We start from the raw sequence: 22,111 nt of genomic DNA, 5'->3' as shown, positions 1-22,111 counted from the left end.
CACAAAACAAAGAAAACTATATTTTTTAGGCGGTGAAACGTGAGCGTTGCAATTATTACTGGAGCGGCGGGTTTAATTGGATCCGAGGCTTGTAAATTCTTTGCCAAACAAGGTTTCGACATCGTTGGCATCGACAACAATATGCGTCAGTTCTTTTTTGGTGCTGATGGTTCTACTAATTGGAACCGCCAACAACTCGAAAAATCACTGGGAACAAAGTATTACCATTTAGATGTGGACATTCGCGACTATGAAGCGATTACCAATATCTTTCAGCGGTATGGCGAGTCGATCGAGTTAGTAATTCACACAGCAGCCCAACCCAGCCACGATTGGGCTGCCCGCGCTCCTAAAATAGATTTTACCGTCAACGCTAACGGTACTCTCAATCTTTTAGAAGTAACTCGCTTGTACTGTCCCAAAGCCGTTTTCATTTTTACTTCTACCAACAAAGTATACGGCGATACGCCCAACAAATTACCTTTAATTGAATTAGAACACAGGTGGGAAATTGAACCAGGTCACACTTACGAAGGTGGGATTCGGGAAGATATGTCAATCGATCAGTGCCTGCACAGTTTGTTTGGTGCGTCTAAGGTGTCCGCTGATATTTTAGTTCAAGAATACGGTCGTTATTTTAATATGAATACGGCTTGTTTTAGGGGTGGCTGTCTGACTGGGCCCAATCATTCGGGAGCTCAATTACACGGATTTCTCGCCTACTTGATGAAGTGCGCCGTGACAGGAACTCCCTACACCGTGTTTGGGTACAAAGGCAAGCAAGTCCGCGACAACATTCACAGTGCTGATTTAATTTCTGCTTTTTATGAATTTTATAAAGCTCCCAGAAGCGCCCAGGTTTATAATACAGGAGGAGGCAGATATAGCAATTGTTCGATGTTAGAAGCCATCCAGATGTGTGAGGCAATTGCTGAACGCAAATTTAATTGGACATATGCAGAAGGGAATCGCATTGGCGATCACATTTGGTGGATTAGCGACAACTCAAAATTTTCCAGCCACTATCCTGACTGGAAAATGAAATATAACGTCAAACAAATCCTACAGGAGATTTATGACTGTAACCGCGAGCGCTGGCTGAAAGAAGGGGCGCAGAATTGAGCGGGACAAAAATAATGGGCTGGCATTTTTGGTAAAGATTGAATACAACGTTAAACAAATCCTACAGGAGATTTATGACTGTAACGGCTGTTGGCTTACAGAGGTGTTCTATGATCGATCTCGGGAAAAAGAATGTACTAGGCATATTAGTAAATGCCCTGAATTATGAAGCGGCTGTCAGCAAAATTATTGCGGCAGCCAAGGCCGGAAAACCACTTTCAGTTTCGGCTCTAGCGGTGCACGGGGTAATGACAGGGGTTCTTGACAGCACTCACCGCTATCGGCTCAATCACATTGACTTAGTATTGCCGGATGGACAACCGGTAAGGTGGGCGTTAAATTTGCTCTACAATACGGGATTGCCCGATCGAGTTTGCGGGCCGAATGCGATGTTAGAAATCTGCGAACGTGCGGCCGAAGAAGGATTATCTATCTATTTGTACGGCTCTAAAGCTTCTGTACTGGAGGCTTTGTCTCGCAATCTCTGCCAACTTTATCCCAAGTTAATTATTGCTGGAACTCAGCCTTCTAAATTTAGGCACGTTTCGCCGGAAGAGAAAAAGGAAATTGCGCTGCAAATTCGCAACAGCGGTGCAGCCATTACTTTTGTAGGTTTGGGCTGTCCGCGACAAGAAGTCTGGGCTTACGAATACCGGGATGACATATCAATGCCACTGATTGCTGTAGGTGCAGCCTACGATTTTCATGCGGGAAATTTGGCTAAATCTCCTGAGATTTTAGGTAAGATGGGTTTGGAATGGCTGTTTAGGTTCATGAAGGAACCCCGACGCCTCTGGAAGCGGTATGTTTTGTTAAATCCGCTTTATATCTGGCTGTTTTTGCTGCAAGCTTTCAAATTAAAAGAGTTCGACCCCAAAGACGCCACGCCGCCTGTGGAAGAAGTATTGTATGGTTGAATTTTATCTATTGTGTTGTAAATAGTCAGTTTTGACTAATAAAAAGCCACAAGCCGAAAGTAGAAATAATAAATAATTATTTTAACTGGCAACTTTAAACTTGTGACTATTTAAATCGAGAATTAATGGGTTGTTTTCTGTGATTTTTGTTTTGCTTGCTTTGTAACTTGCTATTTAGATTGCTGAGGAACTAGCAGCCGTCATTGTTCGATCGTTTGGGGGACTTGAACTCGACAGCCAGCACAGTTGCAGCCTGAAGTTATGAGGGCGAGGTCTCCTATTTTGTCAGAGTTGATTTCTGGCAGCGAGGATTGGGTTTCGTCTTGATTTATGTCTGGATTGGCTGATATTTCGCCATTGCGCTCAATGCTGGGATTTGGGGAAATTCGGGTGCTAGCATTAGCGGGATTTACCGCTAAGATCGTTAAGGCTACAGAACCGGAGCAGCCGAGCAAAGTTAGTAGGTTTTTGTTCACGATAACTTTCCTGTAGAGGGGAAAGACATTAGTTTAACAGACTGATTTGAGCCATCGCATAAAATTTAACTTTTTATTTGAGATTGCTTGTTTGTATTGAAACAAGTTTGGCAATTAGTCTAGTCTAAATTCAGGCTATTGTATGTTTGTGGGAAAATTAAAAAAATTAGAGCCGATCGACCGCACGGCTGTATCATTGATGGTATTGCTGAGTTTCGCGATCGGGTTTTTGCTTGCTCTGGGCGATCGATCTTTACCGAAAGTGCGCGATTTTAGCTGGGAAAACAAACAAGTAGGGGCGAGAGATACGGCTTTTGTCCTGACTTTCAGCCGCCAGATGGATCGTGCAAGCGTTGAAGCAAACCTGCACGTCGAGCCACCTTTGCCGGGAAAAATTAGTTGGTCGGGGCGACGGCTAGTATATACTTTGATCGCGCCTCCCCAGTACGATCGCACTTATACAATTTCATTGCAACAAGCGCGGGAAAAACTAGGTTCTGACAAACAAGGAAATGCGATCGCACCGTTTGTCAGTCAATTTAGCACGCCCGATCGCGCTTTTGTTTACACTGGCACAGAAGCCTCAGAAAAAGGGCGGTTAATTCTTTACAATCTCACCCGCAAACAAAAAATCATCCTCACTCCTGAAAATTTAGTAATTAAAGATTATAGAATTTACCCAGCGGGCGATCGCATTTTATTTTCTGCTAGCCAATGGTCAAAATATCAGCCTGGTTTGTACGAACAATCCTTGTATGCCGTCACTACAGGCAGAAGTTCCGATCCGGCTCAAAAACCTGGCAGCATTCAGCAGATTTTAGGCAATCAAGACTATGAAAATCTCAAATTCGATCTGTCTGCTGACGGCAAGACGATCGCGATTCAGCGGGCAAAGAGGGGCAATGCAGAGGACATTGGTTTGTGGGTAGTGCGATCGTCCACTTCGGCGGTGCCGCAGCGGTTGTTAAGTCATCCCGCTGGAGAATTTGCGATCGCCCCAGACAGCGCAACTTTAGCCAATCCCCAAGCAGACGGGATCGCCATTTTATCCCTCACACCAAACGTCAAACCTTTAGAGTTCATACCATCTTTTCGGAGAGTGTTCAGCTTCACTCCCGACGGCAGAGAATCGGCAATGCTCAAGTACAATAGCGATTTTACGCAGTCAATCTTTTTAGTAACCAACCAGGGATTGCAAAAAGAATTGATCCGCACCGCCGGAGAATTCCTCAACTGTCAGTTTGATCCCAGAAATCCTCAGCTTTACTGCTTGTTAACCAGGCGCCAGCCCGGAAAAGATTTTTCCGAGCAACTCACCCTAGAAGCAATTAATTTGCAGACATTTGCAGTAAAACCGCTGTTAGTTTTGCCCGACCAAGTGGAGACAAAAATGAGCTTGTCGCCCGATGGGTTAGAATTGCTGTTAGATCGGCTAGTTGTCAAGAAATCGGAACCAGTCGCAGGAGATTTGAGAACAGATGGCGGAAATGCGATCGCCTCTTCAACTCTCATACTTTTAAACTTAAAAAACCCACCGGCATCTACTAATAATTCTCCATCACCCGAAGACTTGCCTTTAAAAGGATTCCGCCCCCGCTGGCTGCCCTAAACAAATCGAGACTCCTAATTTTTTCATGCAGATTGTCTCATCCACCTTATTGTACCCAAAAAAGATCGAAAATCTCATAGGAGCGACGCACCGACAATATTTGAGGAAACCACCCGGAGTTTCACACCGTATGCAGAGCTGGTGAGTCAGGGTAGCATCTCAGTTTGCTTGAATAGTGCCACATCGCTTGCGATAGCTTTATAGAAGCTTTGCTATGTGGGGAAAGTAGCACTAAGGCAAAAAAGACGTAATTGCCCAAGTTAGATGCACCCGTCCGTCATGCGTAAGTTCTGTCTTAGGTAATGGGAAGCCTCGCTTCTGAAATTCTCAAGGTAATAAGAAATTCTCAAAGCCTTATTTCCCTTCCTTCGCTCTTACTATGACTTTTGTACAACAATTCTGACTGAATCGTATTTTTTCTCGTCGGGAGCCAGAAATGTTTTCAGTAGTAACTTCCAAGCTTGGAGTTTACTGTTTGCTTTGGGCTTTACCATCCCAGGAGATTGCCTTGCATCGAGCGCATTCAAAATTTTTCTTTCATCATCGATCCAACCGTTAGTAAATAGGCGATAGTAGCCATTAAACTCGGTAGAAATCACCTCAAATCCCACCTGTTGGCAGATAGCGCGCAAACTGTCCGGTGTGAAGAAATAAAAATGCCTTGGCACATCTAGATGGAGCCATGCAATCCCTGATTCTTTTAGCGCCCTACACGAGTTATTTGGTACTTCCATCACCAATTTGCCGCCGTCCACGAGCAACTCCATGGTATTGCGGAGTGCCAGTACAGGATTTATGGTATGTTCCAGTACGTGGTTCATAATAATCATGTCGTATTTTCTCGACGTGATTTCCGGGGGCAAAGATTCAGCAGTGCCATAATATACATCAAGATTTCGTTCCTCGGCGAAACGCAAAGCTTGTCTATCTGGTTCTACTCCCCAGACTTTGTGACCATCCAATTTGAAGTCTTCCAGCAGTTTGCCATTGGCGCAACCGATTTCTAGTATCGAGTAAGAAGAAGTCCCGAACTGCTGTTTCCACCATTGAGTGGTGACATCTACTCCCTTATCGAAACGCCAAGCTAGATGGGTTCGCAATTTATCGAAGAAGGAAATAGAAGAGGGTGCTTCTGAGTCGGTAAATTCTGCATGGTGAGTATAGTAATCGTCGATGTCGTAGAAGCTCTCAATTTGGTCTAGTTCTGGTAGAGGATGGAGGCATCCAAGTTGTGATTTTTGACACCAGTACAATTGAAATGACTCTTTATTTGCAGGTCTTCGCCAATCACCCGGGATGAATAACCAGGGTTTCATACTCTGTCCCGATATAAGGGAAACTACAGTAGGACTTAAGGGCTTCTGAGTTTGCATTGGAGTTCTCCTTATTTTACAGACTTGATGTACTGATAACCACCGGAGTCGCAGTTTACATCATGAAATCAGTTATCGCAGTTGAAAATTGTGTGTTCTGATACACAGTAGATGATTACCCTAAAATTATGAGGATTCAGAAACAGATTTCTCCGGCATGGTTGTTAGCTTAGCATCTTATTGAAGATAACTCATTGAATTTCAATACTCAGGACAGGTTTTAGTCAGAAATCAGGCTGGGATAGGGTTTGGGCTTTCTCGACAGCTCAAATTTAAACGGTAGAATGAGGGTTTGGGCCAGTGCCCAAAAATGTCGAAATTATTGTAACTTGCTTTGTCACTTGTTCGATAAAAACACACTTGTTCCCTTATTTTCTTTGATAAAGCGGATATAAAGGTGCTTGAACACTGACTTAATCACCCGAGGCATCCCAAAGTCGATCGGCATCATATTTTCCGGCAATTTCCAATCGAAAACCTTGAGAGTTTCCGGGCGCAACAGTGGAAAATCGAGTTCCTCCAAATTCGAGCACAGTCCCAATCTCATCGCCGCAGCTACAGTCGGAACCATTGCTGGATCGACATTAATAATTTCCACTAAAGTTCGATCCAAAGCAAACACATCACTGGAGGCGCCCAAAATTCCTAAAAACTTAGGTTCGCCGCCGCTGGGCCCGTTACCTTCGTGACCGATAATGCCATCCAAAATCGTCAAATTTGGGTTAATTGTCCGGGCAGTTTCTACCAGCATTTGACCGAATCTGGCGCTATCTTTGCCGGCTTCCATGTGCCACCAAGCCTTCATTTTCCCGGGCACGCAGCCGAACAAGTTTTTGACGCCCATTGTGACGGTTAATTGAACGTGAGATTTGAGTTTGGGCAGATTAATCACCACATCCGCTTCCATTGCTTCTTTGCAAAGTCGGAGATGATTGAAATCTTGGCTGACTGTTTTGTAACGTTTTCCTTGAAACTCTACTACGGGCAAATTTAGTTCTGCCAACAGTGGCAAATAACCGTTGGCTTTGGCGACACCCATGGCGCTACCAAAAGCCGGACTGTCTCCTAAAAACGGTTTACCACCTGCTTCGATGACCATTTTCGCCACGCAGTAAACTAATTCTGGGCGGGTGACGCATTCTTTGGTAGGGCGAGCACCTGTGAGGAGGTTGGGTTTGAGTAAAACACGATCGCCCGATTTGACAAAAGCTGAGATTCCGCCCAAGGGTGCGAGCAGGTTTTCTAAAGATTTTTGTAGCTTTTGGCGATCGTATGAATTGGCCCGAATTAAACTAACAGAAGACATAATCATTCAGTTGACAGTTGACAGTTGACAGTTGACAGTTGATAAAAGAAGGAAGAGGATTGGAGTAATGAATCGTGTTATTTTAATTTCTCCCGATCGGGGAGAGGCTTTAAACTAATTGTTTCTGGGAATCGGGAATTGGGAATTGGGATTTGGGATTTGGCGATCGGGAATTGGCAGGAGAAATGGATTATTAGTATTTTTACACTTCGTGATTACCAATTACCAATTACCAATTACCCATTACCAATTACCCATTACCCATTACCAATTACCCATTACCAATTACCCATTACCATCAACCAAGTTTAAGTAGACATCGGCAATCTGCCAGAAGCAGCCCGCTGCATGGTACTAACTCGCAGGGAGTTAGGGAAAATTCCTTGACCTTGAAGTTCTGGGATAGCAGGTTTAACTTCCACTTTCACCAATCGGGCCGTGCAGATAAAAACCGTTTGATCGACTAGATGAAAAGTCAACCAAGGTTGATTTAACAAATTCAGCACTTCCTCTTGAAATTCTAGTGCGGGCATCGGAACAGTAAAGGTTTCCGTGTGACCTTCCACATAATGAAATGTCACTTGAGTGGTGTTCTCTTTATCTTGAGTTACTTTGCCAAAGGAACCTGCGCGCATAAATATTGCTCCCAAACTTTAGAGTTGAAAAGATTAAGATGGCGGTTGAAACCGCGTCTAAAGAAACCTAGGCGTTAGATAGGACGTACGGTTGAAACCGCGTCTACACAAACGAAGTCCACCTGCGTGGTGTAAAGAAAATAATTTAATTTTAACCGCCCGGCCTTCAACCCGCACTAGAAGGGTTTTGTTTTTATAGACGCGGTTTCAACCGCCCGGTTTTCTGGCATCGCACTCATTTTCTCCAAATCGAGAACTGTTGCCAAGTCTTCTGCATTCATTAAACCGCGTTCCAGCACAATTTGCCGCAAAGATTTGCCGGTTTCGAGAGATTCTTTGGCGACGGCGGCGGCGTTGAGATAGCCGATGTGAGTATTGAGGGCGGTAACGAGGGCGAGACTGCCTTCTGCGTAGGCGAGACATCGATCGCCATTGGCTTCAATTTTGTCGAGGCATTTGGTTGTTAGGGCGCTGATGGTGTTGCCCAAAATTTCGATGCTGTGAATTAGATTGTAGGCGATTAGGGGCATCATTACGTTCAATTCTAATTGTCCTGCTTGGGCACAAAGGGCGATCGCGCTATCGTAACCCATGACTTGAAAACACACCATCGATGTCATTTCTGCCATCACCGGATTGTATTTCCCAGGCATAATTGAGGAACCAGGTTGCACGGGAGGCAGTTGAATTTCCTTGAAACCTGTTTTTGGCCCGGAATCCATCAAACGCAAGTCGTGGGACATTTTAACGCAATCCTGAGCGAGATTTCGGATGGCGCCGGAGACATTGACAAACGGCGCCATACTCTGCATTGCTGCCATTAAATGTGGTGCTGGTTTCAGAGGTTTTTGGATTAACTCCGAAAGAATTTGAGCGACTTTTTCGCAGTATTCTGGGTGAGTATTTAAGCCAGTTCCCGCGGCGCTTCCGCCCAATCCCAAGGATGTTAAATCTCCGGAAGCAGTGGCAATTCTGGCACTGTGCTCTCTAAGAATCTGTGCCCAAGCGCGGAAGGTTTCGCCGAGTCGCACCGGGACGGCATCTTGCAGGTGAGTGCGGCCGGATTTGACGATATTGTGGAATTCTACGGCTTTTTTGTCCAGGGATGCGATCGCCTGCGACAAAGCCGGGAACAAAGTTTTTTCCAAAGCCAACAATCCGCCAATCCGAATTGCAGTTGGAATCACATCATTGGTTGATTGACCGTAGTTTACGTGATCGTTGGGACTAACGCGCTTGTAGTTACCTTTTTCATCGCCCATAATTTCCAAAGCGCGATTGGAAAGAACTTCATTGACATTCATGTGGTGAGAAGTTCCGGCGCCTGCTTGGTAGACATCAACGACAAATTGATCGCGCAAATTTCCTGCTAAAACTTCATCAGCAGCTTTAATCAGTGCTGTGCTGATATCTTCAGGAATGCAGCCGAGTTTACCGTTAGCTATGGCGGCAGCTTTTTTAATTAAAACGCAAGCATCGACGTAAGTTGATAAAGGCTTGATACCGCTAATTGGAAAATTTTCAACGGCGCGCAGAGTTTGGATGCCGTAGTAAACAGTAGATGGGATTTGTTTGTCTCCCATCGAGTCGCTTTCGGTGCGGTAGGTGATGGTTGGCTGTTGAGTCATATCCTCTGGTTTGTGATAATTAGGAAGTGTACAATTTTTTTGGTAACACTGCGCTGCGGATGTTTTTACTGTACCGTACCCGCTGGCGACTGTGCAGTAATCTGTAATTTGCGATCGCCTAGAATTATCTCACATCTCGGGGTTCCCTCTCCAATCAAGTTGGCGGTAAGGGCGATCGCGCGCACACAGCCCCAGTCAGCTATAATCCTACAAGTAAACAAATTTCACTCTTACTGTTAAACTCCCATGAGAACACCAGCAAAAAGTTTCAAATTCCCGCTCAATATTTTGACGATCGGCTTAAGTGCATCCCTGATTTTTCCAGCTTCAGTAAAAGCCATATCCAGCATGGTTTCCTCCCCAGCAACTTCCGAAAAACCTGCCGTTTTAATGGCTAAGGTTCAGCAGCGAATCCAGTTCAAAAAAGGTACTAATTCAGCGGAAATCAAAGGAGGAGTAGCGCGCGGCACTGTTAATACTTATTTGATTAAAGCTAAAAAAGGGCAAAAGATGAAGATCGAGATCCAATCCCTTGAAAAAAATGCTGTTTTTAACATCATAGACCCAAATACAAAGACAATAGTTAAAGAATCAAAAAACTGGTCTGGAGAATTGAGCCAAACAGGAGACTATCAAATAGCTATCGGCACAGAAAGAGGAGGTGCAAGTTACAGTATGTCAGTTTCGATCGAGTAAGTAACCACACAAAATTAATTACATAAAAACTCCTTTGTCGGCAATGGTTTCAGTTAGTCGTAGGGTGTGTCGCACGAGAACAATCCCTAAATTTCACGCCATATCTCATGGCGACGCACGTTACACATTGGGTGGACGAAACAAACCATACAATATAATTGTTCGTTTTGCTGATAAGAGGCTCAGTTTATAAGGTGCGTCGCTTTGAGATTGTTCATTTTTTTGAGGGATTGTTAATGGCGACGCACCCTACAGCTAATGTTGTATAAATGCCTGAAAATTGGTATTAAATCCTGACCAAGAATTTCTTGATGGTACCCGCCACGTGATTTATCCGTGGAATCAATCCCAAATCGAAAATCTAAAATCCTCTCTTCCCCCAAATTTATCCGTGGGGTCAATCTAAAATCTAAAATCTAAAATCTAAAATCGATTGACTTGTGGGATGGTGCCCAGAGTCCGTCCGAAAATTTGATTAAAAGGACTTTTGCAAGAAGTCTAAGGTGCGTCGCTTTGAGATTGTCCATTTTTTTTGAGGGATTGTTAATGGCGACGCACCCGACTACTGTTGAACCGGGTAATTTTAGGGTGGTAAATATTCCATTAAAATTTAAAACAAATAATCTATACACCGTTCCGGTTCATCGTACCGTAACTGTTTAACCAAATTTCTGGATTTTGTAACAAAAGTTCAAGCTTTGCATCCCGTAAAGTTGTTATATTTGGGTTGCAAAAACAATTTTGAAGCGGGCGCATTGTCAAATATTATGTCGCGTTACCAAACCATAAATAACCTTGTTAGCCTCCAACAGGCACTCGAAGGAATAATTGTTGACGATTTAAAAAAGCTCAAAGCATTATTACCAGATCCTCGTAAATTAACCCGTAAAGCAGATCTGGTTGATGGCATTAGATCGCAATTGCTGGGAGAGAACCTTCGGAAGGTGTGGGCGAAATTAGACAACCTTCAAAAAGCGGCTGTATCTGAAGTTATACATGGGGAGGATGGTATTTATTTTCCTGAGATATTTAGCGCAAAATACGGAGAACCAGCAAATTTTGGAACAAGCGATCGCTATGGAACTAACAGAGAACCATCACTGCTATGCTTGTTTATTTATGGCAGGCAGATACCCTACGATTTAGAAGAAGAATTGCTGAAATTTGTTCCAGAACCCAAAGAAGCCACGTTAGATAATGTTGGTGAAACATTACAAAATCAGGTTAAACTCAGCGTTCAAAGATATAACTATAGTACAGGAGAAAAGGAGACAGAAGAATACGATATTCCCTTGGCTTCTTGTCAAACACAGTTGGCAGCTACAAAGGATTTTGCAGCCGTTTTGCGTCTGATTCAGTCGGGTAAAGTTGCGGTTAGCGAGAAAACTGCTTTACCTACTGCTGGAAGTGTAAAGGCGATCGCCTCTATATTGCAAGGCGGTGATTTTTATAATGAGGAACAGCGTCAAATTAGCCTAGCCAAGGATAGCGACTACGATGATGAAGTATTCGCTGAAATCGGTAGCATCAAGCCCTTTGCTTGGATAATGATAGCGCAAGGGAGCAAGTTCGCGGAACGATCGGGCAAAAAGCTAGTTTTGACAAAAGCGGGACAGAAAGCTTTACAAGAATCACCCGCCAAAGGTTTACAGACAGCATGGAAGCGCTGGTTAAAGACAAAAGTCTTTGATGAATTTCGCCGCATTGATGCGATCAAAGGACAAACTGGGAGGGGTGCAGGTGGCATTACGGATGTGACGTGGCGGAGAGATGCGATCGCCTCTGTACTCGCAGAATGTCCTGTGGGTAAGTGGGTTATGTTTCATGACTTTAGCCAATATCTAGTCGCAACCGGCCATAGATTTGATGTGACTGAGGAACTGTACTATCTGTATATTGGTGAACCTGGGTATGGAAACTTATCAGAATTGAGTGGCGACAGTTGGCGGATTCTGGAAGAACGATATATGCGGTGTTTTTTGTTTGAGTATGCTGCTACTTTGGGAATCATTGATGTTGCATATGTCGATCCGTTACTCATACCATCCGATTATGACTATCTTTGGGGAACGGACAATCTGGAATTCTTGAGTCGTTATGATGGCTTAGTATATTTTCGCTTGACGGCTTTGGGGGCTTATTGTTTGGATTTGACGGATAAGTATATTCCGCCAGCAATTGAGGTTCGTCAAACGCTGCGGGTATTGCCGAATCTAGAAATTATTGCGGCGGGAGATGGTGTCGAGACATCTGATGCGATCGTCCTGGATATCTATACTAAGAAAGTTTCGGATGTTGTGTGGCGACTCGATCGCCCAAAAATCTTTGTAGCCATTGAAAACGGATATCCATTAGCCGAGTTTACAGAGTTTTTGGACGCCCGGAGTATTGAACCGCTGCCGCAAACTGTGCAACAATTTCTGACGGATGTTACAGAGCGATCGAATAGCGTGCAAGATATAGGTAGTGTCAGGTTGATCGAATGTACTACCGCCCATATAGCATTGCTGATTGCCAATGATTCCCGTACTAAAAAGTTCTGTCAGTTGGCGGGCGATCGCACTGTAGCGGTTCCATTGGGCCAGGAAACGAAATTTCGCACCGCCCTGCGACAAATGGGTTATGTCTTACCCCAGTCGGATAAATAATACACCTGATATTATGAGTATCAACAATGGCGCGAAAACCTTTGTATCTTTCGTTTATAGCCGAGGCAAGATCCCCCTAAATCCCCCTTAAAAAGGGGGACTTTGAGAAGCATCCTGTCCCCCCCACAAGAGTATTTGTAGGGTGCGTCGCTGGCGATAAATCCCTAAATGCGATCTACAATCTCGATCGCGACGCACCTTTCACATAGACTGGAATAAATAAACCAAACATTTCTCTTCCTTCTTCCTTCTCCCCTCTTTTTACCCTGATCGAACTCGAAGGGATTTTTTCCTTCTATCAACTATCAACTATCAACTGTCAACTGCCAACTGTCAACTATCAACTATCAACTGTCAACTGCCAACTGTCAACTGCCAACTGCCAACTGTCAACTGCCAACTGCCAACTGTCAACTGTCAACTATCAACTGTCAACTGTGAATTATGAGTTATGTTGCTGAGAATGCTTTAATCGTGCAGAGCGATCGCTCAATTTTACTAGAAGTTCACGCCCCTACAGCGAAATTAGCACGAGAAGCGATCGCACCTTTTGCCGAATTAATCAAAAGTCCCGAACACATCCACACCTATCGGATCACGCCCTTGAGTGTGTGGAATGCCAGGGCGGCGGGAATGTTAGTTGAATTGATGATCGCAGCGCTGCGAAAGTATGCTAAATATGATATTCCCGAATCGGTAGCGCAGGAAATTGAACTACTCGGTACGCGCTACGGATTGACGGTAATTGAAAGGATTGATACGGAAAATCCCAATTTACAACTGCGGATTGTCGATCGCCCGCTGACGGAGTTGTTAGTGCGGGACGATCGCGTAAAACCGCTGTTAGGTAAGCGGATTTCGGATCTTTGCTTTCAAGTTGATGCGGGGAATCGCGGTGTACTCAAACAAGCTTTGCTAGCAGTAGGTTATCCGGCGGAAGATTTGGCTGGATATATCGAGGGTGCGGAGTTGGCGATTGCGTTGCGCGATCGCACTTTAGGAAGCGACTTACCCTTTAATTTGCGCGCCTATCAAAAGGAAGCCGTAGAGGCATTCTATCAAGGCGGAGAGGTTAGAGGCGGCAGCGGTACGATCGTCCTACCGTGCGGGGCTGGTAAGACGATTGTGGGGATGATTGCGATGAGTTTGGTGCAGCAAAAGACACTGATTCTCACCAGCAGTTTGACTTCGGTGCACCAGTGGCGCAGGGAAATATTGGACAAGACGAGTTTAACTGAAGATGCGATCGCCGAGTACAGCAGCAACAGCAAAAAAACGGCTTCTGTAACTCTCTCGACTTACCAAATGCTCAGTTATCGATCGACTAAAGATGATGAATTCCCCCACTTCGAGTTATTTAACGCGCAATCCTGGGGACTGATTATCTATGATGAAGTTCATCTATTACCCGCACCGATATTTCGGATTACCGCCGACTTACAAGCGCGACGGCGGTTAGGTTTAACTGCGACATTGATTCGCGAAGACGGGAAAGAAGGCGATGTTTTCACGCTAATTGGCCCGAAGCGCTATGACGTACCTTGGCGGGAATTGGAAGGACAGGGATTTATTGCTACAGCTAATTGTACCGAAATCCGCGTCGCCCAAAATGAGGCAGAAAAAATGGAATATGCCCTAGCGCCGCGCCGCAGTCAGTTTCGGATTGCTGCGGAAAATCCGGGTAAGTTGGATGTGGTGCAAGGTTTGTTGCAAAAGGAGGCGGGACACCGTATTTTAATTATTGGTGAGTATCTCGAACAGTTGGATGCGATCGCCCGAGTTACCGATTTGCCACTGATTACGGGGAAGACAAAACAGGTTGAGCGCGATCGGTTATACGAAGCATTCCGTCACAAAGAGATTCCCGGATTAATTCTATCTCGCGTGGGCAATTTTGCCGTCGATTTACCCGATGCCGATGTGTTAATTCAAGTATCAGGTAAATATGGTTCTCGCCAAGAAGAAGCGCAGCGCCTCGGACGGATTCTCCGGCCTAAATCTGACGGACATACTGCGAGTTTTTATACATTAGTGTCGCTACAAACTTGCGAGGAAGATTTTGCGCGACACCGCCAACTGTTTCTGACTGAACAGGGCTACAGTTATACTATTGAGGTTCAAGGCGATGGTTAGTTGGCTTGGCAGGATAGACCGGGTGCATCTCATTTTTGCAAATATACTCGTAGGGGCGAAGCCCTTCCCAAATTGAGATGCACCCATCGATTAAGTTAAGCTATAATAGACTGATTGCAACCTTAACCTAAACATGACTCAAGCTGAAAAGACTTCTATTTTTCAAAAAGCAATAGATACCGTAGAAGCTCTCTCGCCTGAAGAGCAGAATATGCTGATCGATATCATTCAAAACCGTCTTAAGCAACAGCATCGCGATGAACTATTGAAAGCAGTTGCCGAGTCAGAAAAAGATTATGAAATAGGCAATGTGCGTCGAGGTACAGTTGCCGACTTGATGGCGGAGTTAGATGAGTGAAAACTTTAATTTGGAGTTCAGCCTTTACTCGTGCGCTCAAGCGTTTAGTTCGCCAAAATCCGCAATTGCGCTCTTTAGTTGAGCAAACATTACAACAACTTGCTGAAGAGCCATTTGCTCCTACTTTACGGACTCATAAACTCAAAGGAGATTTATCGGATAGATGGTCTTGTTCCATTGACTATAGCAATCGAATTGTGTTTAAATTTGTTCATAATTCAGATACAGATGAAGCAGAGATTTTACTGCTGACTCTTGGCTCTCATGATGATGTTTACTAAGTTTTATGAATACAGCCTCTAATTGCTTGGATGATTATGAAATGCTGGATGACTGTATATAACTGCTGATGGGATAGGATTTTAGCGATCGAAATTGTGATCGGCGTGATTTGCAAACATGGAACTACAAAACTTGGCTGCGTGATAAATAAACCGATCAACGCTTAAGGAAGGTAATTGAAATGTCAGAAACAATCAATTTTGAGCAAGCCGTGTTAGAGAATCTGCGACAGTTGCCAACTGAGAAACAAGAAGAAGTCCTCGACTTTGTACAATTCCTCGTGCAAAAAGCGTCACAGAAAAAGCAGTTATCCAGCGAAAGTTCTGAGTCTAACAATTCGCCAACAACCGCACCTACTCTCAAGCTCTCACTTACAGAAATTGCTAGGTTGCCGATCGCAGAACGCCATAAAATACTAGCACCATATATAGCAGCTACAGCCGAAGATTTTTTGACTTATCCTGAATTAACGGAGTTTTCGGTACTTGATGGCGAAGAATCTTTAATTGACTCAGCTATTACTCGCAGCCACGAGGCTTTTTTGAACAGCTACGCACCCGAAGACGAAGGACTTTATGATGACTATTGAACCGGGTGATTTTTGGGTAGCAAATATTCCCTTTACAGGTGGCGCAAGCTCTAAAAAACGTCCCATACTTTTATTGTGGTTGGATGGCGAGGATGTAGTAGCAGAAGCCGTCACCTCTGCAAAACCCCGCAGTCAAACTGATGTATTTCTTAATGATTGGCAAGCCAGCGGTTTGCGTATTGCTTCAACAGTGCGTTTATCTAGATTAGATTGTTTGGAAAAGTCTTTGTTGCTGGCGAAAATCGGGCAAATTTCTCAAGCAAATGCAGAAGTAGTGAAACGAGTTTGGGATTTGTACGTTAAGCCTCAATTTTAATGATAAAGCGATCGCCCTTACAACTCCCTCAACCCAGGCCCAACCACAATACTTAATAAAAACTTTACAAAAGTTACCATGTTGCCCAACACGAGTTAGAGTTATCCTCTAAAATCCAGCAATCCTGCAAAGCGTCAACCTTCCCGTCACTTACGATGTCACATTAGCCAGATGTCCCGATTTATTGATACTCGACTACGGCTTAATTAAAACAGCGCCGCAAAAGACATCAAATAAATGTTAAGCAGCGCAACATATCTAAATCTAGTAAAATTTGACATCTACCGATATCTGAGTGAAAATCGTCTTATTTCATTAGCAGCTTCTTGCCGTAGATTTATTGATTCAAGCCTACCTAGCTCTTGCCACACCACATTAATAGGCATAAGTACGCCATTATTCACTTGAATAGTAGGGTATTCACAACCTGGATAATCTTCTCTAATAACCCAATCACCTTTTACTCTGCGTCGTATAACCTCTCCTACATAGGCAACTAGATTATCGTATAAATCAGCTTGAAGTTTTTCAAATCCATAACTTTCAGCCTTGCTAGATACAATGTCTAAACTTTTGTATGAATAATCCAACTCCTCATCCAAAATATCTAAATAAATTGTTAACTCATTAATCAATTCATCAACCTTGTTAACAAGCTGTAATTTGTTTTTTGAAAAATATATCCAATGACTTACAGAATTACCCCGGTTATTAGCATAGTCATCCCTCACCTTCTGTGTCCATCGAATTTTCCTCAGAAAATATTCTTTAGAGTAAATATCTCCTCTACCAGGAATTGAAAATCCTTTGGGATCGAAAACAAATAGAAATCTATCATTTGATAACTCATAAATTTGAGGCTGATTCTTGTATCCAGTGCTATATGTCTCCTCAAAGAACTTTGTAAACTCCTCATGCAGTCTTCCCTCAGATTCTATTAATTCCTGAACCTGATTTCTTTTGAGCCGTTTCGCATTAAGAGATTTCTTCTTTCCCATTTTGATAATAAGTTGAAATGCAACTAATAGCCTAAGTCAAAATAATTGAGCAATTCGTAAACAGTATTTACTGTTTTTTGGCAGGATTCGCAAAAAGTTCTGCACAAGTTGAAAACTCTATTCGATTTATCGGTCAAAAATCTCAATTCTCAAACCTTACCATCCAAACAAAAAAACCCAAAATTTGCTCTACTGGCGGTAAGGAGTAAATATTCAGGTCGATGGTTACTTCGTTTCCAATAAGCTGAAGAAATTGCCATTGGAGACCATTAGTAACACAACCATAGAGGGTAGGTAAAGGTTTTTGTTTAGCTTCATTAAATTTCTGTGCCGCCACCATTTCTGCAACACACTGACCAATTCCTGTTTTTAAATCAGCCTGTTTTGCCTCTACAATAATAATGGCGGGTGCTTCAATTGCTAATTGTTCTGTAGAACAACTAATGAGAAAGTCGCAGCGTCCATTCAGTCCCAGAGATTCATCTACGTTGAAATCTTCCCCAGAGAACAGACTAATTTGACGGTTGACAATGCGGCGAACCTCTACAAGCACAGGGCTAATAATTAGCTCCGATCTGGCTTTTTCGCTGCCTGTAGCTACAGCAAGTGGTAAAGTTTCTTCCAGAGTTGCCGCCAGACTAATACTGGGTTGGATGGGGGCAATTTCAGGGAGAAATCTGATTCCTTCTACTGTGGTTAAATTGAAGGCTTCTTTAACCTTGGTGATGGTTGTGAATTGACTGTATGGCATATTTTTGTGGATCTCATTAACTAATATATTGTTTATGTGTCAAAAATAAAATTTTATACGTTTTCTATTTCTGTACTTTCTTCTGTTCCATTGTGTTGAGCAGTTGCGAAAGATTCTGATTGAGAATTTCATATCCCTCTGCGTTCAAGTGTAGTTCATCGCTTCTATATTTCGGCAATATCATGCCCTGACTATCGCCAATAATAGGGAATGTATCAAACACTATAATTTTATCTCCAGCTAAGGTGGCGATGTAGGTATTGACTTCTTTAATTGCCAGACTTATGTCATCAGACCAAAAAGGCTTGCGTTCTAGTGGCACTTCTCCGACTGGGAAAATAGTAGTCACGATTACTACTGCACCTAGATTCTTCGATTCTTCGACAATTCGCTTAATATTTGCTTGACAATTGGCAACGATCGCATTTCTGCTTTCTGGAAACAAGGGAATGGTTTTCAGATCGTTGACACCAACTTGGATAATTACGATTTTGGGTTTTAAGGAACTCACATGATAGGCAAATCTCTCGATCGCCTGAACAGAGGTTTGAGAAGCAATTCCCCGGTTGATGAATTCATATTCACCGAGATTTGGCGATGTCCAACTGGCGGCCCTGGAGTCACCAAAGAAAACCACACGGGTTTGCTTGGTATTAGTAACTGGCTGGGCATTGATAGGATGGTTGGTCAATCCCAGAGGATCTAAGCGAGTTTGATTGAGTTCGCGATAATACTGTTTGGCTCGACCCAAAAGCAGAATATTTAGGAAAATTGAACTTCCTAGCACTAATAAAAGAGCGATCGACAGAATAGTAGGTTTGCTCACTGCCATGTTTTTGGAATTGCGCTGCAATTTAATGTCATATCTTAGGAGAACTCAATATCGATATACTAGCGATATTTAGCTGCATAGCTATCCCATTTACCCTAAGTTATGTTCCTTCAAATTCTCCCATTGCTCCCAGCCGAATAGTGATTAACTCTACATCGGTTAACGCTTCATGCGCTCCTTGTCTTGTTCCTTTTGGGGTTGTCCAAAAGCATCCCGCTTCACACACCCGATCGCCCGTTTTAAGACTACCCGAAACGACGAATACATACTCATCAGCCGGATGAGTATGAACTGGAATAATTGTACCTTGCTTCATCTTCAAGCGATGAATCGATCCTTGCGGCACAGGCTCAGCTAATACCACCCAACTTGTCCCAGGAAACACCGATAAATCAGCGAATTGTTGTGTGGATAAGTCTTGAAAACTTTGAGTCATAGGTTTTATTCTCGCCGTGCTGTACATTCATTATACCGATCGCCCTTACAACCCTCCAGCCCATGCCCAACCACAATACTTAATAAAAACTTTACAAAAGTTACCATGTTGCCCAACACGAGTTAGAGTTATCCTATAAAATCCAGCAATCCTGCAAAGCGTCTACCTTCCCGTCACTCATCCACTGGTTCGATGACTCAAACCCAAAGCACCAAAACCGCCACCCCTACTGCAATTTATTCCTTGACAATTGCTCCCGCCTGTGTATTGCGCGGTCAAAACGCTCTATCACAAGCCGGAAATGCGATCGCCCGTTTCGGAAAGCGGCCCCTAATAGTCGGCGGTAGCAACTCCCTCGCCGCCGCCCAACCCTACCTGCAACCAATCCTCGAACAACAACAGCTACAATCCGCGCAAACAGCCTACGGCAAGGATTGCAGCGAAACCAGCCTCGAAACCCTCCGCGCAGCCGTCCAAACCCACAAAGCCGACTTCATCATCGGCGTCGGCGGCGGCAAAGCCTTGGATGCAGCCAAACTTCTCGCCCATCAGTGCCAAATGGCGATCGTCACCATCCCCACATCAGCAGCCACCTGCGCCGCTTGGACAGCACTTTCTAACATTTATTCCGAACAAGGTGCGTTCCAATACGATGTCACATTAGCCAGATGTCCCGATTTGCTAGTCCTCGACTACGGCTTAATTCAAACTGCACCGCAGCGGACATTAGTAGCAGGAATTGGAGATGCGATCGCCAAATGGTACGAAGCATCAGTCAGCAGCGGACACTCAGAACAAACTCTGATAATTTCTGCCGTCCAACAAGCTAGAATCCTGCGCGATATCCTGTTCCAAAAAGCAGCCGCCGCCCTCAAAGAACCAGGTAGCGAAACCTGGCAAGAAGTCACAGACGCCACCGTATTGCTAGCAGGAGTAATCGGCGGAATTGGCGGGGCCGGGTGTCGCACCGTCGCCGCCCACGCCGTCCACAACGGCCTAACTCATCTATTAGCAAGTCACGGCACATTGCACGGCGAAAAAGTTGCCTACGGCATATTAGTGCAACTGCGGCTAGAAGAAATTCTGCAAAACAATCAACTAGCAGCAACCGCCAGACAGCAACTGCTAAAATTCTACGCCGAGATTGGATTGCCTCAAACTTTAGACAACTTAGGACTCGGAGACGTTAGCCTCACACAATTGCAGCGCGCCGCCGAAATAGCCTGCCATCCCAATTCGGACATCCACAGACTGCCATTTAAAGTTGTTCCCGAACAATTAATGGCAGCGATGGTTTCTACCACCGCACCTGTGGGAGAATTGAAAATCAAGAATTAAAAAAGTTTGTAGTAAGGACTTTAGTCCTTGAAAGGTTGCCCTAGAAAGCACTGAAATCCTTACTACTAACCAGGCAAAATCCGATGTTTTCTACCGCACAACTTGTGAGACAATTAAAAATTAATAATTAAAACAGTTTGGAGTAAGGACTTTAGTCCTTAAAAAACTGTGTGAGAAAGGACTTCAGTCCTTACTACGAACCCGAAAAACAACTAATAACTGATACACAAAAAATGACTTTGGATTGGATTAGCCCTGCTGACAGGTTGCAAAAACTACCGCCCTACGTATTTGCCCGTCTCGACGAACTCAAAGCCCGCGCCCGCGAACAAGGACTAGATTTAATAGACTTAGGAATGGGAAACCCCGACGGTGCGACTCCGCAACCGGTAGTAGAAGCCGCCATCGCAGCTATCCAAAATCCTGCAAATCACGGCTATCCGCCCTTTGAAGGAACTGCCAGTTTTCGCCGTACAATTACCAAATGGTACAGCCGCCGCTACAATGTTGAACTCGATCCAGAAGGGGAAGCATTACCTTTATTGGGTTCTAAAGAAGGTTTAGCGCATTTTGCGATCGCCTATATCAATCCCGGCGACTTAGTATTAGTACCGAGTCCCGCTTATCCCGTATTATTTCGCGGCCCAATCATCGCCGGTGCCAAAGTTCACAACATCATCCTCAAACCAGAGAATGACTGGGTAATTGACTTAGGTTCCATTCCCGACAGCGTAGCCGAACAAGCCAAAATTCTCTACTTTAATTATCCCAGCAATCCGACCGGAGCAACGGCCCCCCGCGAATTTTACAAAGATATTGTTGCTTTCGCACACAAACATCAAATTTTGTTGGTTCACGATTTGTGTTATGCGGAATTAGCCTTTGACGGCTATCAACCGACAAGTTTATTAGAAATTCCCGGCGGCAAAGAAATCGGAGTTGAATTTCACACCATGTCAAAAACCTACAATATGGCCGGCTGGCGAGTCGGTTTTGTAGTTGGAAACAGCCGGATCATTCAAGGTTTGCGAACTTTAAAAACTAACTTAGATTACGGCATATTTTCTGCCTTGCAAGCAGCAGCAGAAACAGCGTTGCAATTACCCGACAGTTACTTGCACGAAGTGCAGGAACGCTACCGCACTCGTCGCGATTTTATGGTTGCAGGATTGGCAGAATTGGGGTGGAATATTCCTAAACCTCTGGCTGCAATGTATCTTTGGGTTCCTTGCACTCAGGGCATGAGTTCGACAGATTTTGCCCTGAATGTTTTGCAGCAAACGGGTGTTGTTGTGACTCCTGGTAATGCTTTTGGGCCTGGTGGTGAAGGATATGTGAGGGTTAGTTTGATTGCAGATTGCGATCGGCTGGGAGAAGCCCTGCGCCGTTTGAAACAAGCAAACATTCGCTATTAATTACTGGTTACTGGTTATTGGTTATTGGTTAGTTGTTGGTGATAAGCTGCTCTGCATTTAAATTGTATATCAAAAAAGACTCAAAATCTTGTGGGGTGTCCCGCCTGCCCTGAATATGCAATAGACATCTCCAGAAAAGCCAGTTTTGAACAGGCAGGATGCTTGTTCCACAAGAATTATTGGAGATGTCTAATTTAAATGCCCAATTCCCAATTCCCAATTCCCAATTCCCAATTCCCAATTCCCAATTCCC

Annotated in this window: 22 protein-coding genes; 13 read left to right on the top strand and 9 right to left on the bottom strand. The window is 44.1% G+C overall.

The window, feature by feature from the left end:
* Positions 1-39 precede the first annotated feature (39 nt).
* A complete protein-coding gene (locus JGK36_RS03755; protein ID WP_293183713.1) occupies positions 40-1,122 on the top strand; it encodes an NAD-dependent epimerase/dehydratase family protein in 1,083 nt (360 codons plus the stop codon).
* Between the two features lie 110 nt (positions 1,123-1,232).
* Entirely contained in the window at positions 1,233-2,039 is an 807-nt protein-coding gene (locus tag JGK36_RS03750) for a WecB/TagA/CpsF family glycosyltransferase (protein ID WP_293183711.1), read from the top strand.
* Between the two features lie 200 nt (positions 2,040-2,239).
* Here the strand turns inward: JGK36_RS03750 and JGK36_RS03745 are convergent, their stop codons facing one another.
* A complete protein-coding gene (locus JGK36_RS03745) occupies positions 2,240-2,515 on the bottom strand; it encodes a hypothetical protein (RefSeq protein ID WP_293183709.1) in 276 nt (91 codons plus the stop codon).
* A gap of 142 nt (positions 2,516-2,657) precedes the next feature.
* On the opposite strand from JGK36_RS03745, the gene JGK36_RS03740 reads away from it, so the two are divergent.
* The gene (locus JGK36_RS03740; protein WP_293183707.1) at positions 2,658-4,124 is read left to right on the top strand and encodes an Ig-like domain-containing protein; all 1,467 of its coding nucleotides are present in this window, start codon (positions 2,658-2,660) and stop codon (positions 4,122-4,124) included.
* A gap of 377 nt (positions 4,125-4,501) precedes the next feature.
* On the opposite strand, the gene JGK36_RS03735 is transcribed toward JGK36_RS03740, so the two are convergent.
* A complete protein-coding gene (locus tag JGK36_RS03735) occupies positions 4,502-5,440 on the bottom strand; it encodes a class I SAM-dependent methyltransferase (RefSeq protein WP_293183706.1) in 939 nt (312 codons plus the stop codon).
* Positions 5,441-5,834: 394 nt separating this feature from the next.
* Positions 5,835-6,803, bottom strand: a complete 969-nt coding sequence (locus JGK36_RS03730; protein WP_293183705.1) for a DUF362 domain-containing protein — start codon at positions 6,801-6,803, stop codon at positions 5,835-5,837.
* A gap of 138 nt (positions 6,804-6,941) precedes the next feature.
* On the opposite strand from JGK36_RS03730, the gene JGK36_RS03725 reads away from it, so the two are divergent.
* A complete protein-coding gene (locus tag JGK36_RS03725; RefSeq protein WP_293183704.1) occupies positions 6,942-7,115 on the top strand; it encodes a hypothetical protein in 174 nt (57 codons plus the stop codon).
* Here the strand turns inward: JGK36_RS03725 and JGK36_RS03720 are convergent.
* Entirely contained in the window at positions 7,112-7,438 is a 327-nt protein-coding gene (locus tag JGK36_RS03720; RefSeq protein WP_293183703.1) for a hypothetical protein, read from the bottom strand. The genes JGK36_RS03725 and JGK36_RS03720 overlap by 4 nt on opposite strands.
* Positions 7,439-7,614: 176 nt before the next feature.
* Entirely contained in the window at positions 7,615-9,066 is a 1,452-nt protein-coding gene (locus JGK36_RS03715) for an aspartate ammonia-lyase (protein ID WP_293183702.1), read from the bottom strand.
* Between the two features lie 246 nt (positions 9,067-9,312).
* Here JGK36_RS03715 and JGK36_RS03710 point away from each other — a divergent pair, with 246 nt between their 5' ends.
* The 7 genes from JGK36_RS03710 to JGK36_RS03680 all read left to right on the top strand — a co-directional run bounded on the left by JGK36_RS03710 (position 9,313) and on the right by JGK36_RS03680 (position 16,088).
* A complete protein-coding gene (locus tag JGK36_RS03710; RefSeq protein WP_293183698.1) occupies positions 9,313-9,762 on the top strand; it encodes a hypothetical protein in 450 nt (149 codons plus the stop codon).
* Positions 9,763-10,529: 767 nt separating this feature from the next.
* Positions 10,530-12,410, top strand: coding sequence for a hypothetical protein (locus JGK36_RS03705; RefSeq protein WP_293196290.1), 1,881 nt, complete (start codon positions 10,530-10,532; stop codon positions 12,408-12,410).
* A gap of 444 nt (positions 12,411-12,854) precedes the next feature.
* Positions 12,855-14,543, top strand: coding sequence for a DNA repair helicase XPB (locus tag JGK36_RS03700; protein ID WP_293196288.1), 1,689 nt, complete (start codon positions 12,855-12,857; stop codon positions 14,541-14,543).
* A gap of 133 nt (positions 14,544-14,676) precedes the next feature.
* On the top strand, positions 14,677-14,901 hold the full coding sequence (locus JGK36_RS03695; RefSeq protein ID WP_293183692.1) for a hypothetical protein: 225 nt from the start codon (positions 14,677-14,679) through the stop codon (positions 14,899-14,901).
* Positions 14,898-15,182, top strand: coding sequence for a type II toxin-antitoxin system mRNA interferase toxin, RelE/StbE family (locus JGK36_RS03690; protein ID WP_293183690.1), 285 nt, complete (start codon positions 14,898-14,900; stop codon positions 15,180-15,182). The genes JGK36_RS03695 and JGK36_RS03690 overlap by 4 nt, the downstream gene beginning before the upstream one ends.
* A gap of 182 nt (positions 15,183-15,364) precedes the next feature.
* Positions 15,365-15,772 (top strand): DUF2281 domain-containing protein, encoded by a 408-nt coding sequence (locus JGK36_RS03685; protein WP_293183688.1) that lies wholly within the window; start codon positions 15,365-15,367, stop codon positions 15,770-15,772.
* A complete protein-coding gene (locus JGK36_RS03680) occupies positions 15,759-16,088 on the top strand; it encodes a type II toxin-antitoxin system PemK/MazF family toxin (protein WP_293196286.1) in 330 nt (109 codons plus the stop codon). The genes JGK36_RS03685 and JGK36_RS03680 overlap by 14 nt, the downstream gene beginning before the upstream one ends.
* 281 nt (positions 16,089-16,369) lie before the next feature.
* Here the strand turns inward: JGK36_RS03680 and JGK36_RS03675 are convergent, their stop codons facing one another.
* The 4 genes from JGK36_RS03675 to JGK36_RS03660 all read right to left on the bottom strand — a co-directional run bounded on the left by JGK36_RS03675 (position 16,370) and on the right by JGK36_RS03660 (position 19,105).
* Positions 16,370-17,086, bottom strand: a complete 717-nt coding sequence (locus tag JGK36_RS03675) for a hypothetical protein (protein WP_293196284.1) — start codon at positions 17,084-17,086, stop codon at positions 16,370-16,372.
* A gap of 142 nt (positions 17,087-17,228) precedes the next feature.
* Positions 17,229-17,837, bottom strand: coding sequence for a hypothetical protein (locus JGK36_RS03670; protein ID WP_293196282.1), 609 nt, complete (start codon positions 17,835-17,837; stop codon positions 17,229-17,231).
* A gap of 64 nt (positions 17,838-17,901) precedes the next feature.
* Positions 17,902-18,669, bottom strand: coding sequence for an SGNH/GDSL hydrolase family protein (locus tag JGK36_RS03665; protein ID WP_293196280.1), 768 nt, complete (start codon positions 18,667-18,669; stop codon positions 17,902-17,904).
* Positions 18,670-18,769: 100 nt separating this feature from the next.
* Positions 18,770-19,105: a DUF4437 domain-containing protein gene (locus JGK36_RS03660; protein WP_293183678.1), complete on the bottom strand. Its 336-nt coding sequence runs from the start codon at positions 19,103-19,105 to the stop codon at positions 18,770-18,772.
* A gap of 192 nt (positions 19,106-19,297) precedes the next feature.
* On the opposite strand from JGK36_RS03660, the gene JGK36_RS03655 reads away from it, so the two are divergent.
* Positions 19,298-20,443, top strand: a complete 1,146-nt coding sequence (locus JGK36_RS03655) for an iron-containing alcohol dehydrogenase family protein (protein ID WP_293196278.1) — start codon at positions 19,298-19,300, stop codon at positions 20,441-20,443.
* Between the two features lie 233 nt (positions 20,444-20,676).
* A complete protein-coding gene (locus JGK36_RS03650) occupies positions 20,677-21,858 on the top strand; it encodes an aspartate aminotransferase (RefSeq protein WP_293183762.1) in 1,182 nt (393 codons plus the stop codon).
* Positions 21,859-22,111 lie beyond the last annotated feature (253 nt).

It is taken from the genome of Microcoleus sp. PH2017_35_SFW_U_B (genome assembly GCF_020737865.1).
Classification (GTDB): Bacteria; Cyanobacteriota; Cyanobacteriia; order Cyanobacteriales; family Microcoleaceae; genus Microcoleus.
Note: the sequence above shows the minus strand (reverse complement) of the source record. Positions and strands in the feature narration are given on the sequence as shown.

Coding starts and splice junctions, on each gene's coding strand:
- JGK36_RS03750 (WP_293183711.1), top strand. CDS start 1,233: ATGATCGATCTCGGGAAAAAGAATGTACTAGGCATATTAGTAAATGCC.
- JGK36_RS03740 (WP_293183707.1), top strand. CDS start 2,658: ATGTTTGTGGGAAAATTAAAAAAATTAGAGCCGATCGACCGCACGGCT.
- JGK36_RS03735 (WP_293183706.1), bottom strand. CDS start 5,440: ATGAAACCCTGGTTATTCATCCCGGGTGATTGGCGAAGACCTGCAAAT.
- JGK36_RS03730 (WP_293183705.1), bottom strand. CDS start 6,803: ATGTCTTCTGTTAGTTTAATTCGGGCCAATTCATACGATCGCCAAAAG.
- JGK36_RS03720 (WP_293183703.1), bottom strand. CDS start 7,438: ATGCGCGCAGGTTCCTTTGGCAAAGTAACTCAAGATAAAGAGAACACC.
- JGK36_RS03715 (WP_293183702.1), bottom strand. CDS start 9,066: ATGACTCAACAGCCAACCATCACCTACCGCACCGAAAGCGACTCGATG.
- JGK36_RS03710 (WP_293183698.1), top strand. CDS start 9,313: ATGAGAACACCAGCAAAAAGTTTCAAATTCCCGCTCAATATTTTGACG.
- JGK36_RS03705 (WP_293196290.1), top strand. CDS start 10,530: ATGTCGCGTTACCAAACCATAAATAACCTTGTTAGCCTCCAACAGGCA.
- JGK36_RS03700 (WP_293196288.1), top strand. CDS start 12,855: ATGAGTTATGTTGCTGAGAATGCTTTAATCGTGCAGAGCGATCGCTCA.
- JGK36_RS03695 (WP_293183692.1), top strand. CDS start 14,677: ATGACTCAAGCTGAAAAGACTTCTATTTTTCAAAAAGCAATAGATACC.
- JGK36_RS03685 (WP_293183688.1), top strand. CDS start 15,365: ATGTCAGAAACAATCAATTTTGAGCAAGCCGTGTTAGAGAATCTGCGA.
- JGK36_RS03680 (WP_293196286.1), top strand. CDS start 15,759: ATGATGACTATTGAACCGGGTGATTTTTGGGTAGCAAATATTCCCTTT.
- JGK36_RS03675 (WP_293196284.1), bottom strand. CDS start 17,086: ATGGGAAAGAAGAAATCTCTTAATGCGAAACGGCTCAAAAGAAATCAG.
- JGK36_RS03670 (WP_293196282.1), bottom strand. CDS start 17,837: ATGCCATACAGTCAATTCACAACCATCACCAAGGTTAAAGAAGCCTTC.
- JGK36_RS03665 (WP_293196280.1), bottom strand. CDS start 18,669: ATGGCAGTGAGCAAACCTACTATTCTGTCGATCGCTCTTTTATTAGTG.
- JGK36_RS03660 (WP_293183678.1), bottom strand. CDS start 19,105: ATGACTCAAAGTTTTCAAGACTTATCCACACAACAATTCGCTGATTTA.
- JGK36_RS03655 (WP_293196278.1), top strand. CDS start 19,298: ATGACTCAAACCCAAAGCACCAAAACCGCCACCCCTACTGCAATTTAT.
- JGK36_RS03650 (WP_293183762.1), top strand. CDS start 20,677: ATGACTTTGGATTGGATTAGCCCTGCTGACAGGTTGCAAAAACTACCG.